This window comes from Streptococcus cristatus (genome assembly GCF_008369405.1).
In the GTDB taxonomy this organism is placed as follows: domain Bacteria; phylum Bacillota; class Bacilli; order Lactobacillales; family Streptococcaceae; genus Streptococcus; species Streptococcus cristatus_G.
The window spans coordinates 13,194-38,061 of the sequence record NZ_VSJJ01000001.1 but is presented as its reverse complement, the minus strand read 5'-3'; the positions used below and the strand labels follow the sequence as shown (position 1 = coordinate 38,061).

General features: G+C 43.9%; 22 protein-coding genes, 1 tRNA gene and 1 other RNA gene. 3 read left to right on the top strand and 21 right to left on the bottom strand.

What is annotated here, in order from left to right:
• Positions 1-56: 56 nt before the first annotated feature.
• From FXF62_RS00195 to FXF62_RS00165, 7 genes are all read right to left on the bottom strand, one after another.
• Positions 57-1,793 carry an ABC transporter ATP-binding protein gene (locus FXF62_RS00195; RefSeq protein ID WP_149517183.1) on the bottom strand — a complete coding sequence of 579 codons (1,737 nt, stop codon included), beginning with the start codon at positions 1,791-1,793 and terminating at the stop codon, positions 57-59.
• A complete protein-coding gene (locus tag FXF62_RS00190) occupies positions 1,783-3,525 on the bottom strand; it encodes an ABC transporter ATP-binding protein (protein WP_149517182.1) in 1,743 nt (580 codons plus the stop codon). Before FXF62_RS00190 ends, FXF62_RS00195 begins: the two co-directional genes overlap by 11 nt.
• A gap of 96 nt (positions 3,526-3,621) precedes the next feature.
• Positions 3,622-4,809, bottom strand: a complete 1,188-nt coding sequence (locus tag FXF62_RS00185; RefSeq protein WP_149517181.1) for an MFS transporter — start codon at positions 4,807-4,809, stop codon at positions 3,622-3,624.
• A 125-nt stretch (positions 4,810-4,934) separates the two neighbouring features.
• Positions 4,935-6,281, bottom strand: a complete 1,347-nt coding sequence (asnS, locus tag FXF62_RS00180; protein WP_149517180.1) for an asparagine--tRNA ligase — start codon at positions 6,279-6,281, stop codon at positions 4,935-4,937.
• Between the two features lie 21 nt (positions 6,282-6,302).
• Entirely contained in the window at positions 6,303-6,668 is a 366-nt protein-coding gene (locus FXF62_RS00175; protein ID WP_149517179.1) for a VOC family protein, read from the bottom strand.
• 2 nt (positions 6,669-6,670) lie between these two features.
• Positions 6,671-7,849, bottom strand: coding sequence for a pyridoxal phosphate-dependent aminotransferase (locus tag FXF62_RS00170; RefSeq protein WP_149517178.1), 1,179 nt, complete (start codon positions 7,847-7,849; stop codon positions 6,671-6,673).
• Complete coding sequence (locus FXF62_RS00165) at positions 7,846-8,334, bottom strand: cell wall elongation regulator TseB-like domain-containing protein (RefSeq protein ID WP_149517177.1); 489 nt, start codon at positions 8,332-8,334, stop codon at positions 7,846-7,848. The genes FXF62_RS00170 and FXF62_RS00165 overlap by 4 nt, the downstream gene beginning before the upstream one ends.
• Before the next feature lie 85 nt (positions 8,335-8,419).
• On the opposite strand from FXF62_RS00165, the gene FXF62_RS00160 reads away from it, so the two are divergent.
• Both FXF62_RS00160 and FXF62_RS00155 read left to right on the top strand, forming a co-directional pair.
• Positions 8,420-8,866 carry a MarR family winged helix-turn-helix transcriptional regulator gene (locus FXF62_RS00160; protein ID WP_149517176.1) on the top strand — a complete coding sequence of 149 codons (447 nt, stop codon included), beginning with the start codon at positions 8,420-8,422 and terminating at the stop codon, positions 8,864-8,866.
• An 88-nt stretch (positions 8,867-8,954) separates the two neighbouring features.
• Positions 8,955-9,503, top strand: coding sequence for an NADPH-dependent FMN reductase (locus FXF62_RS00155; protein ID WP_149517175.1), 549 nt, complete (start codon positions 8,955-8,957; stop codon positions 9,501-9,503).
• 52 nt (positions 9,504-9,555) lie between these two features.
• Here the strand turns inward: FXF62_RS00155 and FXF62_RS00150 are convergent, their stop codons facing one another.
• From FXF62_RS00150 to FXF62_RS00090, 13 genes are all read right to left on the bottom strand, one after another.
• On the bottom strand, positions 9,556-10,251 hold the full coding sequence (locus FXF62_RS00150) for an LrgB family protein (RefSeq protein WP_149517174.1): 696 nt from the start codon (positions 10,249-10,251) through the stop codon (positions 9,556-9,558).
• Positions 10,244-10,624: a CidA/LrgA family protein gene (locus tag FXF62_RS00145; protein ID WP_149517173.1), complete on the bottom strand. Its 381-nt coding sequence runs from the start codon at positions 10,622-10,624 to the stop codon at positions 10,244-10,246. Before FXF62_RS00145 ends, FXF62_RS00150 begins: the two co-directional genes overlap by 8 nt.
• A 511-nt stretch (positions 10,625-11,135) precedes the next feature.
• Positions 11,136-11,223: transfer RNA gene (locus tag FXF62_RS00140), tRNA-Ser, on the bottom strand.
• Between the two features lie 38 nt (positions 11,224-11,261).
• Positions 11,262-12,086 carry a DUF695 domain-containing protein gene (locus tag FXF62_RS00135; RefSeq protein ID WP_149517172.1) on the bottom strand — a complete coding sequence of 275 codons (825 nt, stop codon included), beginning with the start codon at positions 12,084-12,086 and terminating at the stop codon, positions 11,262-11,264.
• 27 nt (positions 12,087-12,113) lie between these two features.
• Positions 12,114-12,462, bottom strand: a transfer-messenger RNA (tmRNA) gene (ssrA, locus tag FXF62_RS00130).
• 108 nt (positions 12,463-12,570) lie between these two features.
• Positions 12,571-13,056, bottom strand: a complete 486-nt coding sequence (locus FXF62_RS00125; RefSeq protein ID WP_149517171.1) for a thioesterase family protein — start codon at positions 13,054-13,056, stop codon at positions 12,571-12,573.
• Between the two features lie 258 nt (positions 13,057-13,314).
• Complete coding sequence (locus tag FXF62_RS00120) at positions 13,315-13,650, bottom strand: YlbF/YmcA family competence regulator (RefSeq protein WP_048765128.1); 336 nt, start codon at positions 13,648-13,650, stop codon at positions 13,315-13,317.
• 18 nt (positions 13,651-13,668) lie between these two features.
• Positions 13,669-14,775 carry a prephenate dehydrogenase gene (locus tag FXF62_RS00115; protein ID WP_149517170.1) on the bottom strand — a complete coding sequence of 369 codons (1,107 nt, stop codon included), beginning with the start codon at positions 14,773-14,775 and terminating at the stop codon, positions 13,669-13,671.
• Positions 14,776-14,791: 16 nt separating this feature from the next.
• Positions 14,792-15,958 carry a chorismate synthase gene (gene aroC / locus FXF62_RS00110; protein ID WP_149517169.1) on the bottom strand — a complete coding sequence of 389 codons (1,167 nt, stop codon included), beginning with the start codon at positions 15,956-15,958 and terminating at the stop codon, positions 14,792-14,794.
• Positions 15,959-16,048: 90 nt separating this feature from the next.
• Positions 16,049-17,116, bottom strand: coding sequence for a 3-dehydroquinate synthase (aroB, locus tag FXF62_RS00105; RefSeq protein ID WP_149517168.1), 1,068 nt, complete (start codon positions 17,114-17,116; stop codon positions 16,049-16,051).
• Between the two features lie 52 nt (positions 17,117-17,168).
• Positions 17,169-18,023, bottom strand: coding sequence for a shikimate dehydrogenase (locus FXF62_RS00100; protein WP_149517167.1), 855 nt, complete (start codon positions 18,021-18,023; stop codon positions 17,169-17,171).
• The gene (gene aroD, locus FXF62_RS00095) at positions 18,013-18,690 is read right to left on the bottom strand and encodes a type I 3-dehydroquinate dehydratase (protein ID WP_149517166.1); all 678 of its coding nucleotides are present in this window, start codon (positions 18,688-18,690) and stop codon (positions 18,013-18,015) included. The genes FXF62_RS00100 and aroD overlap by 11 nt, the downstream gene beginning before the upstream one ends.
• Positions 18,687-19,850 (bottom strand): class I SAM-dependent rRNA methyltransferase, encoded by a 1,164-nt coding sequence (locus FXF62_RS00090; protein ID WP_149517165.1) that lies wholly within the window; start codon positions 19,848-19,850, stop codon positions 18,687-18,689. The genes aroD and FXF62_RS00090 overlap by 4 nt, the downstream gene beginning before the upstream one ends.
• 361 nt (positions 19,851-20,211) lie before the next feature.
• On the opposite strand from FXF62_RS00090, the gene FXF62_RS00085 reads away from it, so the two are divergent.
• Complete coding sequence (locus FXF62_RS00085; RefSeq protein WP_149517164.1) at positions 20,212-22,413, top strand: LTA synthase family protein; 2,202 nt, start codon at positions 20,212-20,214, stop codon at positions 22,411-22,413.
• Between the two features lie 136 nt (positions 22,414-22,549).
• On the opposite strand, the gene pulA is transcribed toward FXF62_RS00085, so the two are convergent.
• Positions 22,550-24,847: a type I pullulanase gene (gene pulA, locus FXF62_RS00080; protein WP_149517561.1), complete on the bottom strand. Its 2,298-nt coding sequence runs from the start codon at positions 24,845-24,847 to the stop codon at positions 22,550-22,552.
• Between the last annotated feature and the right edge of the window lie 21 nt (positions 24,848-24,868).

Below are 24,868 nucleotides of genomic sequence, written 5' to 3'. Positions count from 1 at the left end.
CCAACTCTTTTCGTTTTGTTTAGTTTCAATCTGTGAGCTTTAATAAAGCTCACCTTCTACTCCTGCGCCGTCTGCATTTGGTAATAAATACCTCTGGCTGCCATGAGCTCCTGATGATTCCCATGTTCGACGATATTACCATCTACCATAACGAGGATGATGTCAGCATTTTGAATTGTGGACAGGCGATGGGCGATGATAAAGCTAGTCCGTCCCACCATGAGCTTGCTGAAAGCCTCCTGAATCAAGACTTCTGTCCGGGTATCGATTGAGGAAGTCGCCTCATCCAAGATTAGGATTTTCGGAACAGCCAGGAAGACCCGCGCAATGGTCAAGAGCTGCCGCTGACCTTGAGACAGGGAGTCCCCAGCATCCGCTAGATAGGTGTCGTACCCCTGAGGCAGCTGCTGGATAAAGAAATGAGCGTTGGCCGCCTTTGCAGCTGCAATGACCTCTTCTCGGCTGGCGTCTGGCCGGCCAAAAGCTATGTTGTCGTGAATAGTCGCCGTCTTGAGCCAAGTCTCTTGCAGTACCATGCCAAACTGCTGACGATAAGAGGCTCTAGTGTAATGCGTTATGGGAGTACCGTCTAGCGAAATAAGACCACTATCAACATTGTAAAAGCGCATGAGGAGATTAATCAGGGTTGACTTGCCAGCACCAGTCGGCCCGACAATGGCGACCTTGCTAGCTGCTGGAATCCTTATATTCAAATCCTGAATCAGCTCTTTGCCAGGCTCATAGCCAAAAGCCACATGCTCAAAACTAATCTGTCCTTTTACATCTTCAGACTGAAGAATTTCCTGGCCGGGCTCTGCTATTTCTTCTTGGTCCAAAACGCTGTAAATCCGCTCTGCACAAGCTAAAGCGCTCTGCAATTCCGACATGACTGACGATATATCATTGAAAGGCTTGGTGTACTGGTTGACATAGTTGAGGAAAGTCACTAGCTGCCCAACCGTAAAGCCTGTTCCCTGAATGATTCGGACAGCCCCAAAGCCTACAATCAAAGCATAGATCAGGGCATTGATAAAACGAGTCGAAGGATTGACCGTCGAAGAATAGAAAATAGCCGCCTGAGAATAGTCCGCATAGGTTTGATTGCTGCGAGTAAAAGCTGTATCAAACTGCTCTTGAGCATTAAAAGCCTGTATCAGACTTTCCTGGGTCAGACTTTCCTCAATCAGCTGGGTCTGTGCCCCTCTCGCTTCCGTCTGTCTTTGGAAAAAGCTAAAACTCTTTCTAGCAATAAAGCGAGCCAAGAAGAGAGAAAGGGGCGTCAAAAGCAAGACCAAAAACAGGAGGAAAAAGTCCAATCTGGCCATGCTAATAATGGTCACTAAAATTGTCAGCAAACCCACAAAAAATTGATTAAAAACCATAAGTAGGCCATTGCTGAGCTGCTCCAAATCTGTCGTCACCCGACTAACCAAGTCGCCAGTTCCCTGCCGGTCCAGGTAAGCCAAAGGCAGATAGTGAACTTTCTTGATAACACCCTGTCGGAGCTGCTGGCTGTAGCGATAGACCAGCTGATTATAGAGCAAGGGATTGAGCCACTGAATCAGCGTATTGGCTAAGATGACCAACAACATCTGGCCCAAAATCGGCATCAAATGTTGCTCCGCTTGAGGAAGAAGAACACTATCAACCGCATTCCCGATTAAAACTGGTAGAAGAACAGTCAGAGCTACTTGAGCAACCGTTCCCAGACTAGCTAGGAGAAAGAGCCAGCGCGCCTGCAGCAAATCTCGAGTCAAGCGCCTCAAGCTGCTAGATGATGTCTTATGCTTCATGCTTGTCCTCCTCTCCTTGACTATGCTGTGAGTGATGGATTTCTCGGTAAATGGCAGAGCTGACTAAGAGTTCCTCATGGCGACCAAGAGGCACTTGTTCTCCCTTATCCAGCACTAAGATTTGATCCGCTGAGCGCAAGCTATTGGTCCGCTGAGAGATCAAGACTAGACTAGTCTCTGTCAATTCATTCTTAATAGCCTGCAAGAGTCTTGCCTCTGTCAGATAGTCCAGAGCTGAGGTCGCATCATCTAAAACCAAGAAAGGTGTCCTCCGCAAGACAGCTCTGGCAATGGTTAAACGCTGACGCTGACCGCCAGAAAAATTCCGGCCAAAGGCCTCTACAGTCGCATCCAAGCCACCTTCCTTCTGAGATACAAAGTCCGCCGCTTGAGCAATCTCTAAAGCCTGCCACAAGTCTGCGTCTGTTGGCTTGGTTGACAGTCCTAAAGTCAGATTGGAGCGAACAGTTCCTTGAAAAAGCTCCGCCTTCTGAGGCACCAGACTAATCCAAGACCGCCATTCGCTCAAATTTTTAGGGCTGCGTCCTTGGGAAAAGATGGTCAACTGACCAGCAGCAACTGGATAGAGATGAGCCAGCAGCTGAACCAGAGTAGACTTCCCTGATCCTGTTCCGCCAATAACACCTAAAGTCTGACCTCTTTTCAAATCAAAAGTCAGACCAGTCAAAGCTGGACTAGCTGCATTTGGATAGGAAAAGCTGACCTGCTGGACTTTAATGGCTTGATTCGGCAAAGCTGTTTCCTGCACTAATTCCTGCAGGACATCTTCTTCTGCTTGCTCGAAGACCTGACTAATGCGGCCTGCACTGATATAGCTTTGATTGAGTGAGTTGACTAGCATAGCCAACTTGAGCAATTCCACTAAAATTTGCAATAAATAATTGACCAAGGCCACTAGCATCCCCTGGGTCAGCAAGCCCTTGCCAATAAAAGAATTCCCCTGCCAAATCACAGCAATCAGAGTAGCATTGACCGTGAGAAAGGTCAGTGGACTAATCAGACTAGCCAGAGCTCCAGTCCTGATTTGCCAAGTTTTATAGAGCTCGTTGCGATTGCGAAAGGTCTGAACCTCGCGCTGGGTCTGACCGAAAGCTCGTATAACCCTCATGCCCTGCAGTTGCTCACGCGTCAGATTGACCAGTTGGTCTGTCAGCTGGCGAATTTTGGCATAGAGAGGATTCATCAGACGAGACATGAGGACGATAATAGCCGTTAAAATTGCCACCATGAGTAAGAACCACAAGGTAATGACCGGACTGATAGTAAAGGCAATGATGATGGAGCCAAAAACAATGATGGGCGCCCGCAGAAAGAGACGAAGAAATTGATTGATTCCCGTCTGGATCTGATAGGTGTCGCTCGTCAGCCGAGTCACTAAGCTAGAAGTCGTCAGCTCATCCCGACTGGCTTTGGGCAAGCGCAGAATCTTCTGGTAGAGATCACCTGTCATCTGGCGGGTAAAGCCCACTGCCGCCTTTGACGAATAATACTGAGCCACCACTGCTACCACCACACCCAGCGCAGCCAAGCCCATCAAAAGAAAAACCATCCAGTAGAGATGCGAGCTGTCGTGTCTAGGAATGGTCTCATCCACAATCCCCGCAATCAAAAGCGGAACCAAGAGTTCAAAACAGGCTTCCAAAAGCTTGAACAAGGGCCCCAGCAAAGACTCCCTGATATAGCCCTTGAAATATTTCAATAAATCTTTCATACTGCTTACTTCTCCGTTAAACTGTATTTATTTTACCATAATTTTCAAAGGGTAAAAAATATTCTCCTTCTGACCAGCAGAAAGAGAACATTAATCTTAGACTTCTTGTAAGTTCTGGCTTATTTTCTTTAGACCCATATGCAAAAATGGTGTCGTTGCTAATAAGAAGCCGCCTAAAACTATAAAAGTCCAGTCAAAGCCAAAGTAATCAATCAACCAGCCTGTCAGAGGGAAAATGATAACCATACTCAGGCTGAACATCATAGAGTAGACACTGAGCATGGTCGCCCGCACTTCACTTGGCAGCTGCTTTTGCAAATCATTGTCAAAAATCGGCTGGAAAAGAGCATACAAGGCGTTGCTGATTAGATAAACCAAGATATAGATGATTGGCGTTCCAAAATAGGACAGCAGGTAGGTCACTCCTGTTAGAAGAACTACCAGTGGAAAAATTTTTAATGCTGGCCACTTCTTTCCAATCCTGCTTGCTAGATAGACCGCCAAGATATTCAAAGCACTGCCAAGCAGCATAACTGCCGAAATCTGCCAATCTTTTAAGTCAGGCAATTGATTTTGATAATAAAAATAAAACATGCACATCAGTGTTCCGATGATTTGGGAAAGAATCATCCAGATAAAAAGACTAGGATTTCTTTGCAATTCCTCTTTGACAGCCCAGATAATCTTTTTCATGGTCAGACGTTCTGCTTTCTCTGCTTTGACACTTGGCTCCTTCAACATCCAAGTCAAGAAAAGAACGATGATAGAGGTGCCAATCATGATATAGTAGGTCAGATGCAATTGTCCATGGACAAAAAATCCAGCCCAGACCGTTCCCAAAGACCGGGTCGCTTCAGCCACTCCAGACATAAAACTGGAGATGGATAAGTAACGTTCCTTGAGTCCAGCCTCTACAGAAGAATCATAAACCATGGCCGCACTTGTCCCCGAATCAAAATTATAGGACCAAGCACTAATCACCATAGCTAGTGCATAAACCCAAAAGTTCCCCTGCCCCGCCAACATGAGAACAGAAGACACAATCCCAGCTATCCGGCTCAGATAAAGATTGGTCTTGTAGGAAAAGCGATCCGCCAACATCCCGGAAGGAATTTCACAAATAAGGCTAGTCGCATGAAAAATACTTTCTAAAAGCCCAATCTGCCAAAGGGACATGCCGTTTTGACTTAGAAACAAAATCCAAAAACTAGTAATGCCTAGAAAGGCAAAGAATTCTACTCCGGCCATAAGACCGATATTTTTCCGATAACTTCTTTTAAACATATTTTCTCCTTTAACAAGTGTTTTCTAATTTCTATCCTTTGTCACTTGTTAATCCGCTGTTTACATGACCTCCACCTCATCTTTCTAGTGCTTTGAAAAAACGCCACATGGGCGTTTGATTCGTTTTAAGGTTTAATACGGTGCAGCATACGAGGGAATGGAATGGCTTCACGGATATGCTTGGTACCTGCTACAAAGGTTACCATACGCTCGATACCGATACCAAATCCACCGTGTGGAACAGATCCATACTTACGAAGATCCAAGTAGAATTCATATTCTGTTGTGTCCATACCAAGCTCATTCATCTTAGCAACGAGGGCATCGTAGTCTTCCTCACGCATAGAGCCACCGATGATTTCGCCATAGCCTTCTGGTGCCAGTAGGTCCGCACAAAGGACGCGATCTGGATTTCCAGGAACTGGTTTCATATAGAAAGCCTTGATAGCTGCTGGGTAGTTCACAACAAATGTTGGTACACCAAAGTGGTTTGAAATCCATGTTTCATGCGGTGAACCAAAGTCATCGCCATGCTCAAGATGTTCGTAATCTGCGTCTTCATCATTTTCATGCGCTTGCAAGAGGTCAATCGCTTCATCATAGGTAACACGCTTGAACGGCTCAGCAACATAGCGTTTCAAGAGTTCTACATCACGTTCCAATGTTTCCAAAGCTTGAGGAGCACGGTCCAATACACCTTGAATCAAGGCTTTGACATAAGCTTCCTGCAAGTCGAGTGACTCATCGTGAGTAACAAAATTATACTCCGCATCCATCATCCAGAACTCTGTCAAGTGACGACGGGTTTTTGATTTTTCAGCACGGAATACAGGACCAAAGTCAAAGACACGACCAAGAGCCATAGCACCTGCTTCCAGATAAAGCTGACCAGATTGGCTCAAGTAAGCTGGAGTTCCAAAGTAGTCTGTTTCAAAGAGCTCAGTTGAATCCTCCGCTGCATTTCCTGACAAGATTGGACTGTCAAACTTGATAAAGCCATTTCTATCAAAAAACTCATAAGTCGCATAGATAATAGCATTACGGATTTGCATCATAGCCACTTGCTTGCGAGAACGCAGCCACAAGTGACGGTTGTCCATGAGGAAGTCAGTTCCGTGTTCTTTCGGCGTGATTGGATAGTCATTTGACTCACCGATGATTTCGATATCTGTAATGTCCAGCTCGTAGCCAAATTTTGAGCGCTCGTCTTCCTTGACAATCCCTGTCACATAAACAGACGTTTCTTGGCTCAAGCGTTTGATAGTATCAAACTTTTCAAGTCCTACTTCTTCGCCAAATTTCTCAATAAAGTTAGGTTTAAAGGCTACACCTTGGAAAAAGGCTGAGCCATCGCGCAACTGCAAAAAAGCAATTTTCCCTTTTCCTGACTTGTTGGCTACCCAAGCACCGATGGTCACTTCTTCACCAACATGATTTTTTACATCAATAATTGTTACATTTTTCTTCGACACGTTTTTTTCTCTTTTCTATTTTTATTTTTTGTGACAAACTACTTCGACATTATTTCCATCTGGATCTAGAATAAAAGCTGCATAATAAGGAAGATGGTCACTCCTATAATCAGGGGCGCCATTGTTTTTTCCTCCTGCCTTTAAACCGGCTTCATAGCAATCCTGAACTTGCTCATGGTCTTCTGCCAAAAAAGCAAAGTGGACTGGAGACTGCTCCCCCTTCCCTAACCAAAAATCTCCACCAGGATGAGGACTGTTGGCTGCAACAAAACTAAGTAGCGAAGGACTTCTATAAGCTAATTTGTAACCAAGTGGAGCAAGAAAGCTTGTATAGAAATCTTTTGAAACTTGCAGATTCCTTACTTTAATCTCAAAATGATCAATCATCCTTACTTCTCCATGAAATCCTTGAGACGTTGAACCGCTTCTTTCAAGGTATCCATGTCAGTCGCATAGCTGAGGCGGACATTTTCTGGCGCACCAAACCCGTCTCCTGTCACTAGAGCCACACCTACTTCTTCTAAAATTGCTGTGGTAAAGGCTGTAACATCGGTATAGCCTTTCATTTCCATCGCTTTTTTAACATTCGGGAAGAGATAGAAGGCTCCCTGAGGTTTGACGACTTCAAAACCAGGCACTTGAGCCAGCAAAGGATAAATAGTATTCAGGCGTTCTTCAAAGGCCAATCTCATATTTTCGACCGTATCCTGACTGCCCGTCAAGGCCTCAATGGCTGCATATTGCGCCACCGCTGTTGGATTAGAAGTCGTTTGCCCTGCAACCTTGCTCATGGCTGAGATAATCTCAGGCTCACCTACTGCATAGCCAATCCGCCAACCCGTCATAGAGTAGCTCTTAGAAACCCCATTAATGACAACCGTTTGCTTGCGAATTTCCTCTGACAGACTGGAAATCGGCGTAAATTTATTACCATTATAGACTAAACGACCATAAATATCGTCAGCTAAGATTAGGATATCATGCTCAACAGCCCAGTTTCCGATAGCTAGCAGCTCTTCTGCTGTATAAATCATACCAGTCGGATTAGACGGCGAGTTCAGAACCAAGACCTTGGTCTTCTCAGTGCGGACGGCTTCCAGCTGGGCAACTGTCACCTTAAAGTTGTTTTCCTCTGTCGCTTGAGCAAAAACAGGCTTTCCTTCAGCCATCAAGATCTGATCGGCATAGCTGACCCAATAAGGCGTCGGAATGATGACTTCATCCTCTGGATCAATCACGCTCATAAAGAAGGTGTATAGAGTGAACTTAGCACCCGTTGCTACTGTTACTTGATTTGCCTGAATCTCATAGCCATAATACTTGGCAAAATAGTCTACAACCGCTGCTTTCAGCTCAGGTAGGCCACTTGTTACCGTATAAAAACTAGCTCTGCCATCTTCAATCGCTGCAATCGCCGCTTGCTGGATATTCTTAGGGGTCGGAAAATCTGGTTCTCCCAAGGTCAAAGAAAGGATATCTCTGCCTTCAGCCTTTAAAGCTTTCGCTCTGGCTGCCGCCGCCAAGGTCACACTTTCTTCCATATTTAAAACACGATTGGATAATTTCATAGCCCCTCCTTGCTGAGCAATGTCTTGCTTTCAAATCCGATATTATAATAAGTGCTTCCAGACTTAATTTCCCAAACAGGCTGTCCGTCTAAATAACCAAAAGTGGTCTTATCAATAGAGGTCGCTCCATTATCCTTGGCCAGCTGCTCCGCCTCCGCCTGACTAATCCCATCTTGCAATTGATACACATAAATTTTGTTAGAATCTTGGGAAATCAGAATGGCTTCTTCCACTTTTTTTCTATTTTTTCCAATCAAGCTATAGTAGGACTCTTTGCCATTGTAAATAGAAAAACTAGCTAGCGTTTCCAAGTCTGCATATTCCTTAGCGACTTTTATAGATCCCTCCATCGCTGACCGCCGCGGTTCCATAGCAAGATGCAAAACTGTAAAAAATGAAAAAACAAGCGCCGTGAGGACGAGGAAAAGCCCGATAGCATACTGCCGAATAGGAAATTCAGCCTTTTCTTTAATTTTATGTTTCACTGAATCATTATACTACAAATAGCCTGATTTTTCTAGGACTTTTATCACATTTGCATTTATTACTCCTTATTGATAAAATGAGCCTATGAGAATAACTGAAAACCTAGATCAAGAAACCCTGTTTGACCTTAAAACGATCATTGTGCTCCATAAGGCTGAGCGAACCATCCGTAATATCGAAGCTCAAATTTTTAAAAAGCACAATTTGACGCCAACCCAATTTTCCGTTTTGGAAACCTTATATAGCAAAGGAAAATTGCGGATTCAAGATTTGATTGACAGCATGCTGGCTACTTCGGGCAATATGACGGTCGTCATCAAAAACATGGAAAGAGATGGTTGGATTAGTCGCAGCTGCGATCCCAATGACCGCCGTTCCTTTCTCATCGAACTCACCGAGCAAGGTCAGAAAAAAATCGAGATCGTCCTACCAGAGCATATTGAAAATATCCGCCACATGACTGCCATTCTTTCAAAAAACGACAAAGAAGATTTAGTGCGGATTTTAAAAACTTTCAAAAAGCTGAGCTAAATTATTGCTAATTAGTGACAATTGTTGTAACATAGATAGTAACAAGAGGGAGACCTCTTAAAATAAGGATAAAATGGAGGACACATTTATGTCTAAAGTACTATTTATTGTTGGCTCACTTCGTCAAGGTTCATTCAATCATCAGTTGGCAGCTCAAGCAGAAAAGGCTCTGGCTGGCAAAGCTGAAGTGTCTTATCTTGATTACAAGGATGTACCATTCTTTAACCAAGACCTCGAAAGTCCAGCTCCAGCTGCTGTTGCTAAGGTTCGTGAAGAAATCCTTGCAGCTGATGCTATCTGGATCTTCTCTCCTGTCTACAACTGGTCTATCCCAGGCGTTGTGAAAAACTTGCTCGACTGGACTTCACGCGCGCTTGATTTGTCAGATCCAAGCGGTCCTTCTGCCCTCAATGCCAAAGTGGTGACTGTCTCATCTGTTGCTAACGGCACTTCACCTGACGAGGTCTTCAAGCACTACCGTAGCCTCCTTCCATTCATTCGTATGGATGTGGTTGATCAATTTACTGGTGTCGGTATCAATCCAGAAGCTTGGGGAACTGGCCAATTAGTCCTTTCAGAAGACAAGCTTGCTGAGCTATCTGCCCAAGCAGATGCCCTCCTAGCAGCTATCAACTAAGATAAAATAAAACATGAAGCAAGATTTCCCAGAAATACTGCTTCATGTTTTTTTATTTTAAGATAATAGCTGCGACGATTGGACTGACAATCACATACATGATTCCTGTTACGCCGATTGCAAGGCCGGCCATAGCTCCTGCAACCTGTCCATATTTAAAGGCTGTTCCCGTACCAACCGCGTGGCCAGTCCCTCCTAAAGCCAGACCAACCGCTACTGGATCCTTAATTTTTAGAAGTTTAAGAATAGTTGGTCCCATGACACTTGTCAAAATACCTGTCGCCACAACAACAACCAGAGTGACGGTTGTCAAGCCCTGCATTTTATCAGTAATACCCACTGCCATCGCTGTCGTGACAGACTTTGGAAATAGGGAAATCGCTAAAAAGAAGTCCATCCCAAAGAATTTCGCAAGCAGAGCCGTGAAAGTCGTATTGACTACCACAGCCACAAAGGTTCCTAGGAGAATACTGCGAGCGTGGTGCTTCATCAAGTGGAAGGTCTTATAAAGCGGAATTCCCAAAGCAACCGTTGACGGAACGATTAAATTATTCAAATAAGCCCCACCGACATAGTAGTCCTTATAAGAAATACCTGTTAGTTTCAAGAAAGCAATGACCAAAATCGCTGCTAAAAGGAGAGGCGTTGTCAAAGGATGAGGAAATCTACGGAAAATCAGCATCCCGATGAGGTAGGCAAAAATGGACAAGGCGAGGCCAAATAGCGGGTTACTCCATAGATTAGACATGATCTACCCCCCCTTCCTCATAATCGCCTTCAAAATGCTGCTTGATGAACTGTACGACAAGGGCAATGACGATCACATTTAAAACAATGGCACCAAGAATAATCAAGACAATCGGCAACAGATATGGAGCAATCACATGAAATTTATCCATAATACCGACCGCCGGCGGCAGAAAAAGAATGGTCATATTGGCTAACAGGAAGTTGCCGACCATACTGACGTGGCGTAGCCTCAATAACTTAAACTGCAAAGCAAGAAACAGCAAGATCAAGCCGATAATACTACCTGGAACAGGAAGATTGAAAATACTTGATATCCCCTCTCCGATGATGGAAATCGAGAAAATAATCATCAACTGGACATATAACTTCATGCAGAACCTCCGAAACTTTCTATGTACAGTTTACTCCTTTTCAGAAAAATTTCAAGGTTTTTCCTAAATAAAAAAGATGGAAACGAATCCATCCACTCTTTAGCGTGACAAACTTACCTCTACATCATTTCCATTCGGATCTAGGATAAAGGCTGCGTAATATGGCTGATGCTAGTGCTCAGGAATGCCTGCCCCCCCCCTTGTCTTATGTACCTGCTGACAGTCCAGCCTGCAAAAGCATCCACTTGCGCTCTGTTTTCCGCATTAAAGCAAGATGTTTGGCTTCAGACTTGTCCCCTGACTGATCTAAAAGTCCCTGCGAACGCTGTTCTTAGCTCTGCAAAAGGAACAGTTTGAGACATATTAAATTCAAACTCATCAGCTAAAGGAGCCAATCTCTACTAGCAAAACATTTTACTGGCCTGTAAATCTTTGACTCAAATCCTCAAATGGACAATCTTCCGTTGCCCTTCTATCAAAAAAACGCCTTTAGGCGCTTCTTGAAATACAACGGAAGACATGGGATTCGAACCCACGCACGCTTTTACACGCCTACTGCGTTTCCAACACAGCCTCTTAAGCCTCTTGAGTAATCTTCCATAAAAGAGAAAGACCTGCTTTCTCAAAACTTTATCCATTATACCACATTGCAGCTCCAGCCGCTATACTTTCCGTTATATTTTTTCGAAATTTCTATTAATTCCCAAACATGTTGGTTGATGCTAGGGAGCTCTGTGGTATCAAATCGGGATATTTCTAGTTTGTAAGGTTGGGGATCGCCTTCTTCTTTTTTCCTAGAAGAAATATCATAATCAAGAGCAGAGGCATCCCCCATAAAGGAAACACGATCATCATAAGTCTCAAAACTAAACTTATGAGTGATTTCCCTTAGTTGACTGTGGTCATCCCCGTCTTTTTCTAAGCGATACCAGATACGCTGGTTTAAAATAGATTGATACTCATATTCATTTGGATACAAGAAGTCAAAGTATTGTTTCCATTCAGGATCCACCAGAGTAGCTGAACTATATTGATATTTCGAAAATTGCTCCATTACTTGAGCAATAATCGGCATGTGCCGCTCTCTATCTTTCAAATAGTAATAAAACTCTATATGACCATCTGTGATGACTACTCCGACATAGATAGCCGCAATGCGCTTCATCGCTTCTGAAAGACGATCTTCGATGAGGTTCAAATTAGAAAATTCGTCATAATCTGGAAACCCTGTTTCTGGATCAACATTCAAAATGGCAATTCTCAACCGTAGTGCATAAGTATAGGATGGATAGGGAGCGATAGAATTCAACGCTAAATTTAGACGGATACTAGCCATTCGGTCATCAATAAGGGTCGAAAAAGAGCCCCATTCATTCGGAAGATTTTCTAAATCAACAGAAACTTCCTCAATGGGTAGATGACTATCTTGACTCTTCCCTAAGATTTTTCCAAAAAAACTCATATCATCAAAAACCTCATTTACATATCCCTATGGAGCCGGTGGGAGTCGAACCCACGTCCAAACATCTGCCAACACATTTGTCTACGACCATAGGCCATGTCTTCATTTAACTCAACTTTGACACATGGCTCAAGCCAAAACTAAGCGAGTCTATCAATCTCTTGTAAAATCCCTAGACTTGACTTTACCGTAGCTTGCTCATAATAAGACCGGTCATCAGACACAAGCAATCCGAATCAGGTCACGCTGGCTGTTTTTTAGGCAGCTAAAGCGTAAGAATTGTTATTTTTTGCAGTTATATTTAACTGGCGTTTTACATCCGCTAGATGAGTCGCAAAATGTGCCGCATAATGCCTGTCGAATCCGTAACGACCCCAAGACAAGTAACTATTATACCAAAATAATGTCCTAATTGCAAAAATCAAGATAAAATTACTCCAAAGATGCTGAAATTCCCTTGATATAAGGCACCAAGGGAGTTTAACTACATATGATCTTTCACTGCAACTGCCACCATTTTAGCCTTGGCTCTTGGCTGTCCTGCTACTGACATCTCCATCACGATAATAGCTTTCCTTGCTCCCAACTCCTCAAGCTGCGAAGTGACGATGATTTCCTGATCAATAGGCGTCGGACTCTGGTAATCAACTTCTAAGCGGGCTGTGATAAAGCGTCCAATGACTGTATCTTGGGTCAAGTCCAATCCTTTCTCTTGATGGGCAAACCAAGCCGCTGAAGCCGTTCCATGGCAATCAAAAATCATGGCAATCATGCCACCAAAAAGATTGGCCGGCACACCACCAGTGTAGTGAGATTCTGGTCGTATTCTAGTAATACATTCCTTCCCATCTAAGCTAGGATAAGTCTTTAAATGTAGGCCTAGCTCATTCTTAGGGCCACAGCCCCAGCAATGTTGAAATCGGTCGCCATATGTATCTTGAATAGCAATCGTCCTTGTTTCTAAAGTCATACCAGTTCCTTTCAAAAATAATTTGTAAGCGCTTTTTTGATTATTATATCAGCCTTTGGGGCAATAGTAAATAGAAAGCGAAGCCAATATATTTTAATTGTTGCTATAATCTAATTTTATAGAGAACAGCTTAGTTTTCTACCTCTTTCTTGCATTAAAAATACTCATTTTCAGTCTTAGTAGCCTTTCTAAAGCATAGAAAAACCAAGAAAGCCTAATCTGGCTTCTTGGTTTCATAAAATCTTATAAATTTCTCTATTAGAACAATTCCTGAATCGGTTCAAAAATAATCCGTTCAATATCAGACAAGTAGATAGAGAGTTGTTGCTGCTTGTTAAAGAAGGCTGATAATAGATCATTTCCTTGGATTTTATCTCCAAAACTCTGCATTTTTTCCTGAATGTCTGGAGTCGGCATTTGACCTGTTTGAGCCAGTTGCTGTAGCTCTTTCTGGAAAGCTAGGTAGTCATCAAAAATAGCTTTGGCTTCACTATCCGCATTGATAGCCTGCTTGCTTTCTACTACAGCTTTGTATTCTGGCATTTCGCGAAGTCCACGACTGAGTTCATTGGCTAAATCATAAATATTTGACATAGAGTTCTCCAATCTATATTAGTCTACGGACACTAAGTAATCCGTATTTTCTCTTACTATTGTAGCAGATTTTTCCAAATCTTGGCGATTTTTAAAGGTGATTTGCAGAATACCATTGATATCTTCACGGTTTTCCTCGTTAATACGAATATTGACGACTGAAATTCCGCGCAAGAGCTCCAGAATACCCAAAATCGCATCTTCTTCGTCAGGCACCTCAATAAAGAGGTCATAAAAACTGTCCACACCGGCTCGCTTATGAATTTCCATCTGTTTGCGGCTTTGCCGTCCTCGGTCGAAAAAATCCCAGATAGCTGTCTCATCCTTAGCCTCAATCGCCGCAGCTACCTTGTCTAACTGGTCTTTAAAATCTTCCAGCCGCTCCAAAATGGCTTCGGGATTTGACAGGAGGATAGAGGTCCACATACCAGGCTCACTCTCCGCAATCCGTGTCATATCTCGAAAACCACCGGCTGCAAAAGACTGGGTCAGCTCATGCTCTTGGCTATAAGCTGCCGCTTGCTCCATCAGGCTGGAAGCTAGGATATGCGGAAAATGACTGATTTGACTGGTCACGCGATCGTGCTCGGCTGCATCCACTTGGATAAAACGAGCATGAAGACCGCTCAGCAAGTCTTTCATTTCCTCAAGAGTACCTGGCTTGGTCAGGCTAGAGGGCGTAAAGATATAATAGGCATTTTCAAAGAGAGTGACATGGGCAGCCTTGGCTCCGGTCTTGTGACTTCCGGCCATAGGATGAGCACCGACAAAGCGGACGGGCTTATTCTGCAGATACTTTTCTGCTGCTGCCACAATCTCTTCCTTGGTCGATCCAGCATCTGAGATGATAACATTTTCCTTCAGGTTCAGCTCCGCTAGATCTTTGATAAATGCTATGGTCTGCTTGATGGGCACAGCCAGAATAATCACATCAGCCAATGGAGCAAAGACCGCAAAATCATCCGTTACCCGATCTACCATTCCCCGCTCTAATGCAACTCTGCGCGATTCTTCACTGCGATTGTAGCCAAGAATCTCTATTTCAGGATGAGCTTGCCTGATGCCCAGAGCCAAGGAAGCTCCAATCAGTCCCAGACCTGCGATATAGACTGTTTTTCTCTCCATGCCCTTCTCCTTACTTCTAAAAGTTCTTGACAAATTCCCGATGGCGGACTACCGCATCCTTTAATTCTTCCAGATTGTCCGAAGAGAACTTCTCTAGGACTTCGGTGGCTAAAACTGTTGCCACCACGCCTTCCATGACAACACCCGCTGCAGGCAGAGCCGTAGGATCGCTCCGTTCCACTGTCGCCTTATAAGGCTCGTGGGTCTCAATATCCACGCTCATCAGTGGCTTGTAAAGGGTTGGAATGGGCTTCATAACACCTCGCACCACGATTGGCTGACCATTGGTCATACCGCCCTCAAAGCCGCCTAGATTATTGGTCCTGCGAGTGAAGCCATCTTCCTCAGACCAGAGGATTTCATCCATGACTTGACTGCCCTTGAGACGACCGGCTTCAAAGCCCACACCAAACTCAACTCCCTTGAAAGCATTGATGGACACGACTCCCTGAGCAATCTTGGCATCCAGCTTCTTGTCCCATTGGACATAGGAGCCCAGACCGACCGGCACTCCCCCAACGATGGTCTCAACGACACCACCGATGGTATCACCGTCTTTCTTAATTTGATCAATGTAGGCCTTGATTTCTTCTTCGCGCTCAGGATTGACAATGGAAACCTCTGACTGAGCAGCTCTTTCCTTGATTTCTGCTACAGTCATGTCGTCCGGTACACCAATATCAATGCCCCCGAAGGTTACGATATGACTGGCCACCTCTACACCGATTTCTTCTAGCAAGCGCTTTGCGACTGCTCCGACTGCTACACGCATAGCCGTTTCCCGTGCAGAAGAGCGCTCAAGGGAATTTCGCAAATCGTCAAAGCGGTATTTCATACCTCCGACCAAGTCCGCATGGCCAGGACGTGGCTTGGTAATCTTGCGCAGCCCTTTTTTCTTTTCATCCACATCCGCTGCGCTCATAATCTCCAGCCATTTCTGATGATCCAGATTTATAACATTGAGGGTAATCGGGCCGCCCATGGTCAAGCCATGCCGAACCCCAGACGTAATCTCGACTTGGTCACTTTCAATCTTCATGCGGGCACCGCGACCGTAACCGCCCTGACGGCGCTTGAGCTCAGCATTGATATAGTCAGCGGTCAAAGGAAGACCAGCTGGCACTCCCTCAATAATAGCTGTCAGACGTGGTCCGTGGGATTCTCCTGCTGTTAAGTATCTCATACATTTTCTCCTATTCTGGGATAGAAAGAGATGGACATTCTGTCTATTTTTCATCTAAAATGTCCAATCGTCTTAAACTCCATCTGGCACTTATTTCTTCAGAAATTCTTTCATCTCTTCCAGCGGAATCTGGTGAATACTAGCCGACCCTAGCTCGGGCACCAGTACTAGTTTGATAGAATTGCCTCGAGCCTTCTTATCATGGGTCAAGGCCTGATAGAGAGCATTTTCATCCCAAGGCTGGTAATCCACCGGCAAGCCAAATTTCTGACACATATGGATAATGTTTTCTGTGATTCCGACTGGCATAAGTCCTTTCTTCTCAGCGACGCGGGAAACCTGTACCATGCCAATCGCCACAGCTTCACCGTGCATGACTTTTCCGTAGCCTGCTGTCGCTTCAATAGCGTGCCCAATGGTATGACCGAAATTCAGATAGAGGCGGACACCATTATCCAGCTCGTCTTCGACCACAATCTTACGCTTGACATCACAGGAATGGTAGATGATGCTCTCTGCATGCTCCAAAATAGACTCTAGACTGCCATCCATTTCTGACAGCTCAGCCCAGAGTTCCTTATCCTCAATCAAGCCGTACTTGATCACCTCGCCCATACCTTCAATCAATTCACGTTGCCCTAAGGTCTGCAAGACTTCTGGGTCAATCAGAACTCCGTCAGGCTGGGTAAAAGTGCCGACCATATTCTTGGCCCAAGGTGTATTGATACCTGTCTTACCGCCGATCGAGGAGTCCACTTGGGCTGTCAGACTGGTCGGAATCTGCACGAAATGAATGCCCCGCATGTAGGTCGAAGCAGCAAAACCTGCCAAATCACCGACAACGCCACCTCCCAAAGCCACGATACCGTCACTGCGGGTCAGACCAACCTTGACCAAAAACTCATAGACTTTATTGACCGTTTTTAAGTTCTTGCTAGCTTCGCCTTCTAAAAAATCAAAGACAAAGGCCTCAAACCCAGCCGCTTCCACATTCAGCTTGACCTTTTCCGCATAGAGTCGAGCCACTCGATTGTCCGTAATGATCACTACCTTTTGAGGCTGCCAAAGCTGACTCAGCCAGCTTCCAGCCTGAGATAAGGCTCCTTTTTCGATGGTAATATCATAGGGATGATGAGGGAGATTTACATTCAATTTCATAAGCGCCTCCTTGTTTTTCCTGCTCCACCATAGAGGAGCTGAGTACGAGTGACTATTTATACAGCTTTTCTAGCTGCTGCCAAATTTCCTGACAAGGCATGGGTTGTCCTGTCCAAAGTTCAAAAGCTTCTGCGGCCTGATAAAGCAACATACCCAGGCCATTCACTGCCTCTACCTTCTGACTTCGAGCCCACTTTAAAAAAGGTGTTTCAAAAGGTTTATAAATCACATCCGCAACTAAAATCTGGCTCAGCAGTTGAATACTTTCAGCTAATGGCAAAGTCTTGCCATCCATACCCACACTTGTTCCATTGACCAGAAGGTCTGATTGGTTAATTTTCTCCTGCAAGGTAGCCGAGTCTTCTAAGTTCAACACCTGAATCTTGCTCTTAGTCTGGCGACTGATAGCTACCATCTTGCTGACAGTATTAGCATAGGAAGTCTGCCGAGTAAAGACAAAGATTTCCTCTGCCTGATCCAAAGCAGCTTGAGCGATAATAGCTGTCGCCGCTCCGCCAGCACCTAAAATGGTCATTTTTTTGCCCTGAATAGCAAAAGAAGGCAAGCTCTTAAAAAAGCCCTTGCCATCTGTATTGTATCCTATCAATGTACCATTTTCATTCACCACGGTATTCACAGCTCCGATAAGACGGGCGCTGGGAGCCAATTCATCAAGATACTGGATGACCTCCTGCTTGTAGGGCATTGACAAATTTATCCCAAACATATCATACCTTCGGATATTAGCAACGGTCGCTTCTAAATCCTCTGCTTCAATTTCCAAAGCAAGGTAGACACCATTGACAGCAGTCTTCTCAAAGGCAGTATTATGAATAAATGGTGAAATGCTATGCTTAATCGGCTTAGCAACCACTGCTGCTAGACGAGTATGGCCATTAATTTTCATTTAAAATCTCCCGCACAATCTTCATGTTTGCGAGGGAAACCTGACCTGGTGCACTCGGCTGCTCAACACTGGCAAAAGACCAGCTCGAACCTGTCAAATCTGCAGCTAAGCGAGAAATCTTTCCGACTTTCCCCATAGAAATGGTCACATACTCTTGTTCAGGATTCAAAATCTTAAATCCGCGAGTATAGTTCATCAGATCCAAGACGTCCTGCTCATTGTGAGCCATGACAGAAACCTTGACCACCTTAGGATTCAAAGAAGTCAACTCAGACAAAATTTCCATCATATTTTCAGGCGTTTCCTCGAAATTATGATAACTGAGAACTAAATTTGGAAACTCGAGCATTTCTTCAAATTTATCTTTATGCGAATAGTATTCAAAATCAACATAGTCTGGCGAATAAAAATTTGCTACTTCTTTGATAAGAGCAACATATTCATCATCTGACAGATCAATTTCGCCACCTTCTCCGCGACTTCGCAGCGTGAAGAGCAATTCACGTCCAGCAAATTTCTCGAAAATAGCAGGAGCAACGTTCAGAATGCTCTCTTTAGGCAAAAAGTCCGCGCGCCATTCGATAATATCAGCATCATCATAACGACTCACATCAATTGCTTTAGCCTCTTCTAAACTTCTGGGCATGATTGAAACGACTAATTTCATTTGTCCACCTTAATTGTAAATACCTTGAGGTAGTTACTATTCTCATCTTTCTTATTGTATACAAAGTCTGCTGGTAGACCATATTCCGCTAGATAGCGGTGAGGGACTCCTGCAAATCCTTTTTCAATTTCTTTTTTAAACTTACTTTTAGAAACATTAGCTGCGTTGGTCGAAAGAATCAATGTTCCTTTTGAACTCAAAATTTCCAAGGCCTGAGCTACCAAACGATGGTAATCTTTCGCAACAGAGAAGGTCTGCTTTTTATTTCGAGCAAAGCTCGGCGGATCTAGGACAATCACATCATACTTCAACTCGTGACGCTTGGCGTATTTGAAATAATCAAAGACATCCATGACCACGAAACGATGGGGCTCTAAATCTAAACCATTGGCTTCAAAATGCGCCTGGGAAAGCTCGCGACTACGCTTGGCCAAATCCACCGAAGTTGTTTGACTGGCACCGCCCATGGCAGCTGCCACCGAGAAAGCCGCTGTATAAGAAAACATGTTGAGCAGGCTTTTTCCGCTAGCTAAGCCATCAACCAGGCTCCCCCGCACCTCGTGCTGATCCAGAAAAATCCCAGTCATCAGGCCATCATTCATGAAGACTTGATAGCGCAAGCCATTCTCCAAAACCGTAAAATAGGCTGGCGCTTCTGCTCCGTAGAGATGGGCAGACTCATAGCCCAAGCCCTTGAAGCGAATCTTCTCGTAAGCTCCAGCAACCTCAGGAAAGACCTGCTGGAAAGCAGCAACTATCTGATCCTTGATTGAAAAAACAAAGGAATTGTACCAAGAGAAAACGGCATATTTCTCATAGGTATCAACCGTAAAACCGCCAAAACCGTCACCTTCTTGGTTAAACAGGCGATAGGCTGTCGTATCCTCCGCATGACGGTAATAGAAACGCTTGTCTTTAGCTTTTTCAAACAAGTGTTGAAAGAAGGCTGAGTTCAGCTCTACCTTGGAATGGGAAATCAGCCAGCCAAGTCCCTTATTTTGTAAGGAGAGATAAGCTGTTCCCAAGAACTTCCCCTGCTGACTATGCAATTCCACACATTGATCAGTGAGCGAAAGAGTTGGAAAATCATTCTTATCTAGAACTAAAATTCCTTTTCTCAACTTTTCCTCTGTCTGTTTATTAACAGTAAGTTTCTTCATAAGCATTATTATACCAAATATTGTGAAAATTCTCAAAGCATATTTATTATTTTCAAATAATACTTGTTTTAGTAGAAGAAATTTTCAACATTTTATATATTAAATATTTATTTTATCAGGCGAACTTTCAAGCAAGCTTCCTTACTCCTACTTCCCACTATCTATCATGATGCAAAGCCTGTTTAACCTTAGGTATGTTTACTAACAACCTTGAAGCTAGGAAATAATTGCCCTTATTAAATTACTTTACAAATAAAATAAACTAAGCACTAAATCACCCCAATTTTTCCTCAACTTGAAAAATTGTGATATACTTAGAAGAAGAGAATTTTTAGGAAATAAGACAAGGAAGTACCTTTCTGTGAAAAAAACAACCAAGAATTTACTCAATTTTATGAGTACAAGGCTCGGTTTCGTCTTGAGCTTGCTCACGATTTACTGGTTAAAAACCATGTGGGCTTATACTGTTGATTTTAATTTAGATATTCAAGGAGCCTATCAGATTTTTCTGGCTCTGATTAACCCTTTCCCCATCGGCCTTTTGCTGATTGGACTCGCTCTTTATATCAAACCGACCAAGCTTTTTTATTGTGTCAGCACGGCTATCTACATCTTGCTTTTTGTCTGGTTGGTCTCAAACTCCATCTACTATCGTGAGTTTACCGACTTTGTCACAGTCAATACTATGTTGGCCTCCAGCAAGGTGTCTGCAGGTCTCGGAGCAGCAGCCATGGAGCTCTTCCGCCCTTGGGATGCCATCTATATCATTGATTTCCCAATTCTAGGCTGGCTTTTTTATAAAAAGTATATTCGCTTGGATCATCGTACTTTTAATATTCGTGCCAGCTTTGCCGTGACATCCCTGTCAGCTATGCTCTTTTCAGCCAATCTTTTCCTAGCAGAAATTGATCGTCCAGAGCTCCTGACACGCGGATTTTCAAATTACTATGTCGTTCGCGCTCTTGGTCTTCCTGCCTTTCTCGGCTACAGCGCCAATCAAACTTATGCTGCTAATAAAGAGCGTTCCAAAGCCTCTGCCAAGGATCTAGAACCCGTTGAACAATATATCCAATCCCACTATGCTGAGCCAAACTCTGAATACTACGGCATTGCCAAAGGCCGCAATGTTATCTATGTCCATCTAGAGAGCTTCCAGCAGTTTCTGATTGATTATAAACTACAGATGGAGGGAAAGGAATATGAAGTTACACCTTTCCTCAACTCCCTTTACCACTCCAACTCAACTCTGGCTTTCTCTAATGTCTTCAACCAGGTCAAGGCTGGTAAGACTTCTGATGCTGAAACCATGATTGAAACTGGTCTCTTCGGTCTCAATCAAGGCTCCTTCATGGTCAACTACGGCGGTACCAATACCCAGCAAGCAGCACCTTTTATTCTATCAAAAAACGGAGATTATACATCTGCTGTTTTCCATGGAAATACGGGTAGTTTCTGGAACCGCAACACTGCCTACAAGCAATGGGGTTATAATTATTTCTTCGATGCGTCTTACTTTACCAAGCAAGACGAGACCAACTCCTTCCAGTATGGCTTGAACGATAAGATTATGTTCAAAGATTCCATCAAGTATCTGGAACATTTGCAGCAGCCTTTCTATGCCAAATACATCACCGTCTCTAATCACTATCCTTATACGACCAGCTTGATTGGCGATGAGATTGGTTTCCCACTGGCAGATACCAAAGACGAAACCATTAATGGCTACTTTGCGACTGCAAATTACCTCGACTCAGCTGTCAAAGCCTTCTTTGACTACCTGAAAGAAGCTGGTCTGTATGAAAATTCAATTATCGTCCTCTACGGCGACCACTATGGAATTTCTAATTCTCGTAATCCAGCTCTGGCACCTTTGATCAATAAAAATTCTGAGACATGGTCTAGCTATGACAATGCTATGTTACAGAGAGTGCCATACATGGTCGTGATACCTGGAATGGAAAAGGGAAAAATTATCGATACCTTTGGTGGACAAATCGATATGCTGCCAACTTTGGAGCATTTATTGGGAATTGACTCCAAAAATTACCTCCAAGTTGGGCAAGACCTCCTCACACCTCAGCACCAGCAAATCGTAGCCTTCCGATCAACCAATAACTTTGTAACACCAAAATATACAAGTTATAGCGGCCGCATTTACAACACACAAACTGGTGAGGAGATCACTCTGCCAGACGAGTCAACAACAGCTGAACTAGAAGCTATCCGAACAGCCGCAAATACACAGCTGAAGATGAGCGATGCTATTCAGACGGGGGATCTATTCCGCTTTTACACAGGCAATAACCTAGGAAAAGTCAACCCTGATGATTACAACTACATCAACTCTTTGAAAGCCCTCAAGGCCATTGAGAAAGAAAAAGGTGACCAATCGACTAGCCTTTATTCAAAACGTGGCAGTGTGTCTTCTGTGGATCTCTTTAATTCACCAAGTTATCGAGCACTTCACCCAGAACAATTTCACTCTAGCACTAGCAGCGAAGAGGGAACTAGCGGAGAGTCCTCCAGCTCTTCTAGCTCCTCCAGTTCGAGTGCTAGTCCCTAATATCTATGAGACTACTCAACTCTTCCTAAAGCATTGAAAATGTTTTGGGGAGAGTTTTTATTTTTGAAGCACAAAAAAAGATTGAAAACTTGAGCTACAAAACCTGTCTTCAATCTTTTCTGATTTTTATTCAATCTTATTTAATCACTTCAAAAACGGAAGCGGTCATATTTTCAACATAGAAGGGCCTCTTATGACGACTATTGCCGACCACCAAGCGCAGGCGATCCGCATTTTCAAGGTAATATGGTAGACCACTTGCATTAAAAATAATTTCATAATGTTTTTCATCTTTAATCTCAAAAATGACGATACCACTGCCAGCAAAGGCTTCTCTTACAAAGACATGTTTGTAAATCTCTTCATAGGTTTGATAAGAAAATTCCTTCTGACTTGTCTTTAGGTGAATGATTTGCTTAATATAATCAATACTCTCCTGATGTTGGCTAATCAATTCCCAATTCACTTGGTTAACTGCATCGGGAGCATTGTAGCTATTCATGGCTCTGTCACGGTCGCTTGGCAGGACTTGGCCCTCTTCGCCTGTTCCTACTAGTTTCGTGCGGGAAAATTCTTGTCCCAATTCCATAAATGCCATTCCCTGCATGAGCAAGTTCATAGCTGTTGCCAGCTCAATTCTTTTCGTCCGAATGACCTCATCATCATCTGGGTGCAAGTCAACCAGCAAGTCATGCAGGTTGAAATTATCATGCGCCTCCACATAATTAAGAACCTGAGTTGGTGTCAAATAGGAACCTAACTCACTGCTGCCCAGAATGGCTTTGGCTATGATATCCTCAGTCGCTTGTCCGCTCACATAACCAGCTTTCAGACCACCGTAGACTTCAGCACCTTTCACTGCATCACGCTGGGTATCATTGAAGAAACCAATTCGCGGCAGTTGATAAGCATTGTCTTTCTTAGCCTTGTACTCTGGCATCAGGCCTGTTCCCATATCCCAACCTTCACCATAAAGCAAAATCCGTGGATCAATTTCGTCCATTTCTTCTCGGATGATATTCATGGTGGTGACATCATGGATTCCCATCAAATCAAAACGGAAGCCATCCACATTAAATTCTTCTACCCAGTAACGAAGTGAATCAATCATGAATTTGCGGAACATTTCATGCTCACTGGCCGTCTCGCTACCGACACCTGTACCATTCTGGAAAGAACCGTTGGGATTCATCCGATAGTAATAATCGGGAACCGTTGACTGAAAGGCGGAGTCAAAGGTGGAATAAATATGATTGTAAACCACATCCAAGGTCACAGAAATCCCTGCATCGTGGTAAGCCTGAATCATGGTTTTCAAATCTCGGATAGCCTGACCCGGATCATCTGGATTGGAGGAAAAACTGGTTTCTGGTGCATTGTAATTCTGCGGATCATAGCCCCAGTTATAAGTAACTTGGCCATTTTCATCATAGTCCTTATGTCGGTCAGAAACCGGCTGGAGCTGCACGACATTGATACCTAGGTTGCGAATGTAATCAAAAGTGGTCTGGTCTCCCTGGCTATTTCTAGTGCCGCTTTGACATGCCCCCAAAAAAGTCCCTCGCAAATGTTCTGCAACACCAGAACTAGGCGATTTGCTAATATCGCGGATATGCATCTCATAGATGACCGCCTGATTTGGATTATCTAAACGCCAAGTTGCCTCCTTGCCTTGACATACCTTAAAACCAGCAACAGTCTTGTCCTGTTCGGCAACAATAGCTGAGCGCTTGCCATCTGGACTGGTGGCGATTGTATAAGGATCGCGCGTCAAAAAATGCTGGTTTTCAAAGTGAACATGATATTGGTAGGCCATGCCAGCCAAATCTTCTGGCACTTCCACCGACCAAACTCCGATTGTATTTTTAGCATGATCGTGCGAGTAAATCTCCCCCTTTTCCATAGGGAATTCTTTATAAACAGCTGCTTGATTATCGGAAGTTTCATAGACTAGCAATTCAACTTTTTTGGCTGTCGGAGCCCAAACTTTAAACTCATTTACCTGCCCCTGCAGACGATGCCCAAGCCAACCTTGGTAGCCCCAGCATTCGTCAAAATAATCTGAGCGCATAGCCACATCGAAATTATGAGGACGTCGCCGCGAATATTGGTGGCTCGTCGTCGCCGCTTGCAAGGAATAGTAGACTTGGTGATCTCCTTCAATCAACCAAACCTCTGTCGGCAAATGAACTGGCAATAAATCAATGTGATAATCGCAAGATTGGCTGGACCAGTCTGAACGCTTGACAATCACATGAGCCTGACTGAGAGGCTCCCAACTTTCAAAAGACAGTTCCCCCTGAATACCAAAATAATCAAGTTTGGAAAAAGAAGCTTCTTTTCCCCACTGATTTGTCCGCCACTGCCACAAATCATAAGAAAAGTAATCTCCCTTAGGATTGTGGTAATGGACAATGACCTTATAGTCTAATATTTTCATTTATCTCTTCATTCT

What these genes read in the sequence shown, in the direction of transcription:
- FXF62_RS00195 (WP_149517183.1), bottom strand. Translation starts at nt 1,793, where the DNA reads ATGAAGCATAAGACATCATCTAGCAGCTTGAGGCGCTTGACTCGAGAT.
- FXF62_RS00190 (WP_149517182.1), bottom strand. Translation starts at nt 3,525, where the DNA reads ATGAAAGATTTATTGAAATATTTCAAGGGCTATATCAGGGAGTCTTTG.
- FXF62_RS00185 (WP_149517181.1), bottom strand. Translation starts at nt 4,809, where the DNA reads ATGTTTAAAAGAAGTTATCGGAAAAATATCGGTCTTATGGCCGGAGTA.
- FXF62_RS00175 (WP_149517179.1), bottom strand. Translation starts at nt 6,668, where the DNA reads ATGATTGATCATTTTGAGATTAAAGTAAGGAATCTGCAAGTTTCAAAA.
- FXF62_RS00170 (WP_149517178.1), bottom strand. Translation starts at nt 7,849, where the DNA reads ATGAAATTATCCAATCGTGTTTTAAATATGGAAGAAAGTGTGACCTTG.
- FXF62_RS00160 (WP_149517176.1), top strand. Translation starts at nt 8,420, where the DNA reads ATGAGAATAACTGAAAACCTAGATCAAGAAACCCTGTTTGACCTTAAA.
- FXF62_RS00155 (WP_149517175.1), top strand. Translation starts at nt 8,955, where the DNA reads ATGTCTAAAGTACTATTTATTGTTGGCTCACTTCGTCAAGGTTCATTC.
- FXF62_RS00150 (WP_149517174.1), bottom strand. Translation starts at nt 10,251, where the DNA reads ATGTCTAATCTATGGAGTAACCCGCTATTTGGCCTCGCCTTGTCCATT.
- FXF62_RS00145 (WP_149517173.1), bottom strand. Translation starts at nt 10,624, where the DNA reads ATGAAGTTATATGTCCAGTTGATGATTATTTTCTCGATTTCCATCATC.
- FXF62_RS00135 (WP_149517172.1), bottom strand. Translation starts at nt 12,086, where the DNA reads ATGAGTTTTTTTGGAAAAATCTTAGGGAAGAGTCAAGATAGTCATCTA.
- FXF62_RS00125 (WP_149517171.1), bottom strand. Translation starts at nt 13,056, where the DNA reads ATGACTTTAGAAACAAGGACGATTGCTATTCAAGATACATATGGCGAC.
- FXF62_RS00120 (WP_048765128.1), bottom strand. Translation starts at nt 13,650, where the DNA reads ATGTCAAATATTTATGATTTAGCCAATGAACTCAGTCGTGGACTTCGC.
- FXF62_RS00115 (WP_149517170.1), bottom strand. Translation starts at nt 14,775, where the DNA reads ATGGAGAGAAAAACAGTCTATATCGCAGGTCTGGGACTGATTGGAGCT.
- aroC (WP_149517169.1), bottom strand. Translation starts at nt 15,958, where the DNA reads ATGAGATACTTAACAGCAGGAGAATCCCACGGACCACGTCTGACAGCT.
- aroB (WP_149517168.1), bottom strand. Translation starts at nt 17,116, where the DNA reads ATGAAATTGAATGTAAATCTCCCTCATCATCCCTATGATATTACCATC.
- FXF62_RS00100 (WP_149517167.1), bottom strand. Translation starts at nt 18,023, where the DNA reads ATGAAAATTAATGGCCATACTCGTCTAGCAGCAGTGGTTGCTAAGCCG.
- aroD (WP_149517166.1), bottom strand. Translation starts at nt 18,690, where the DNA reads ATGAAATTAGTCGTTTCAATCATGCCCAGAAGTTTAGAAGAGGCTAAA.
- FXF62_RS00090 (WP_149517165.1), bottom strand. Translation starts at nt 19,850, where the DNA reads ATGAAGAAACTTACTGTTAATAAACAGACAGAGGAAAAGTTGAGAAAA.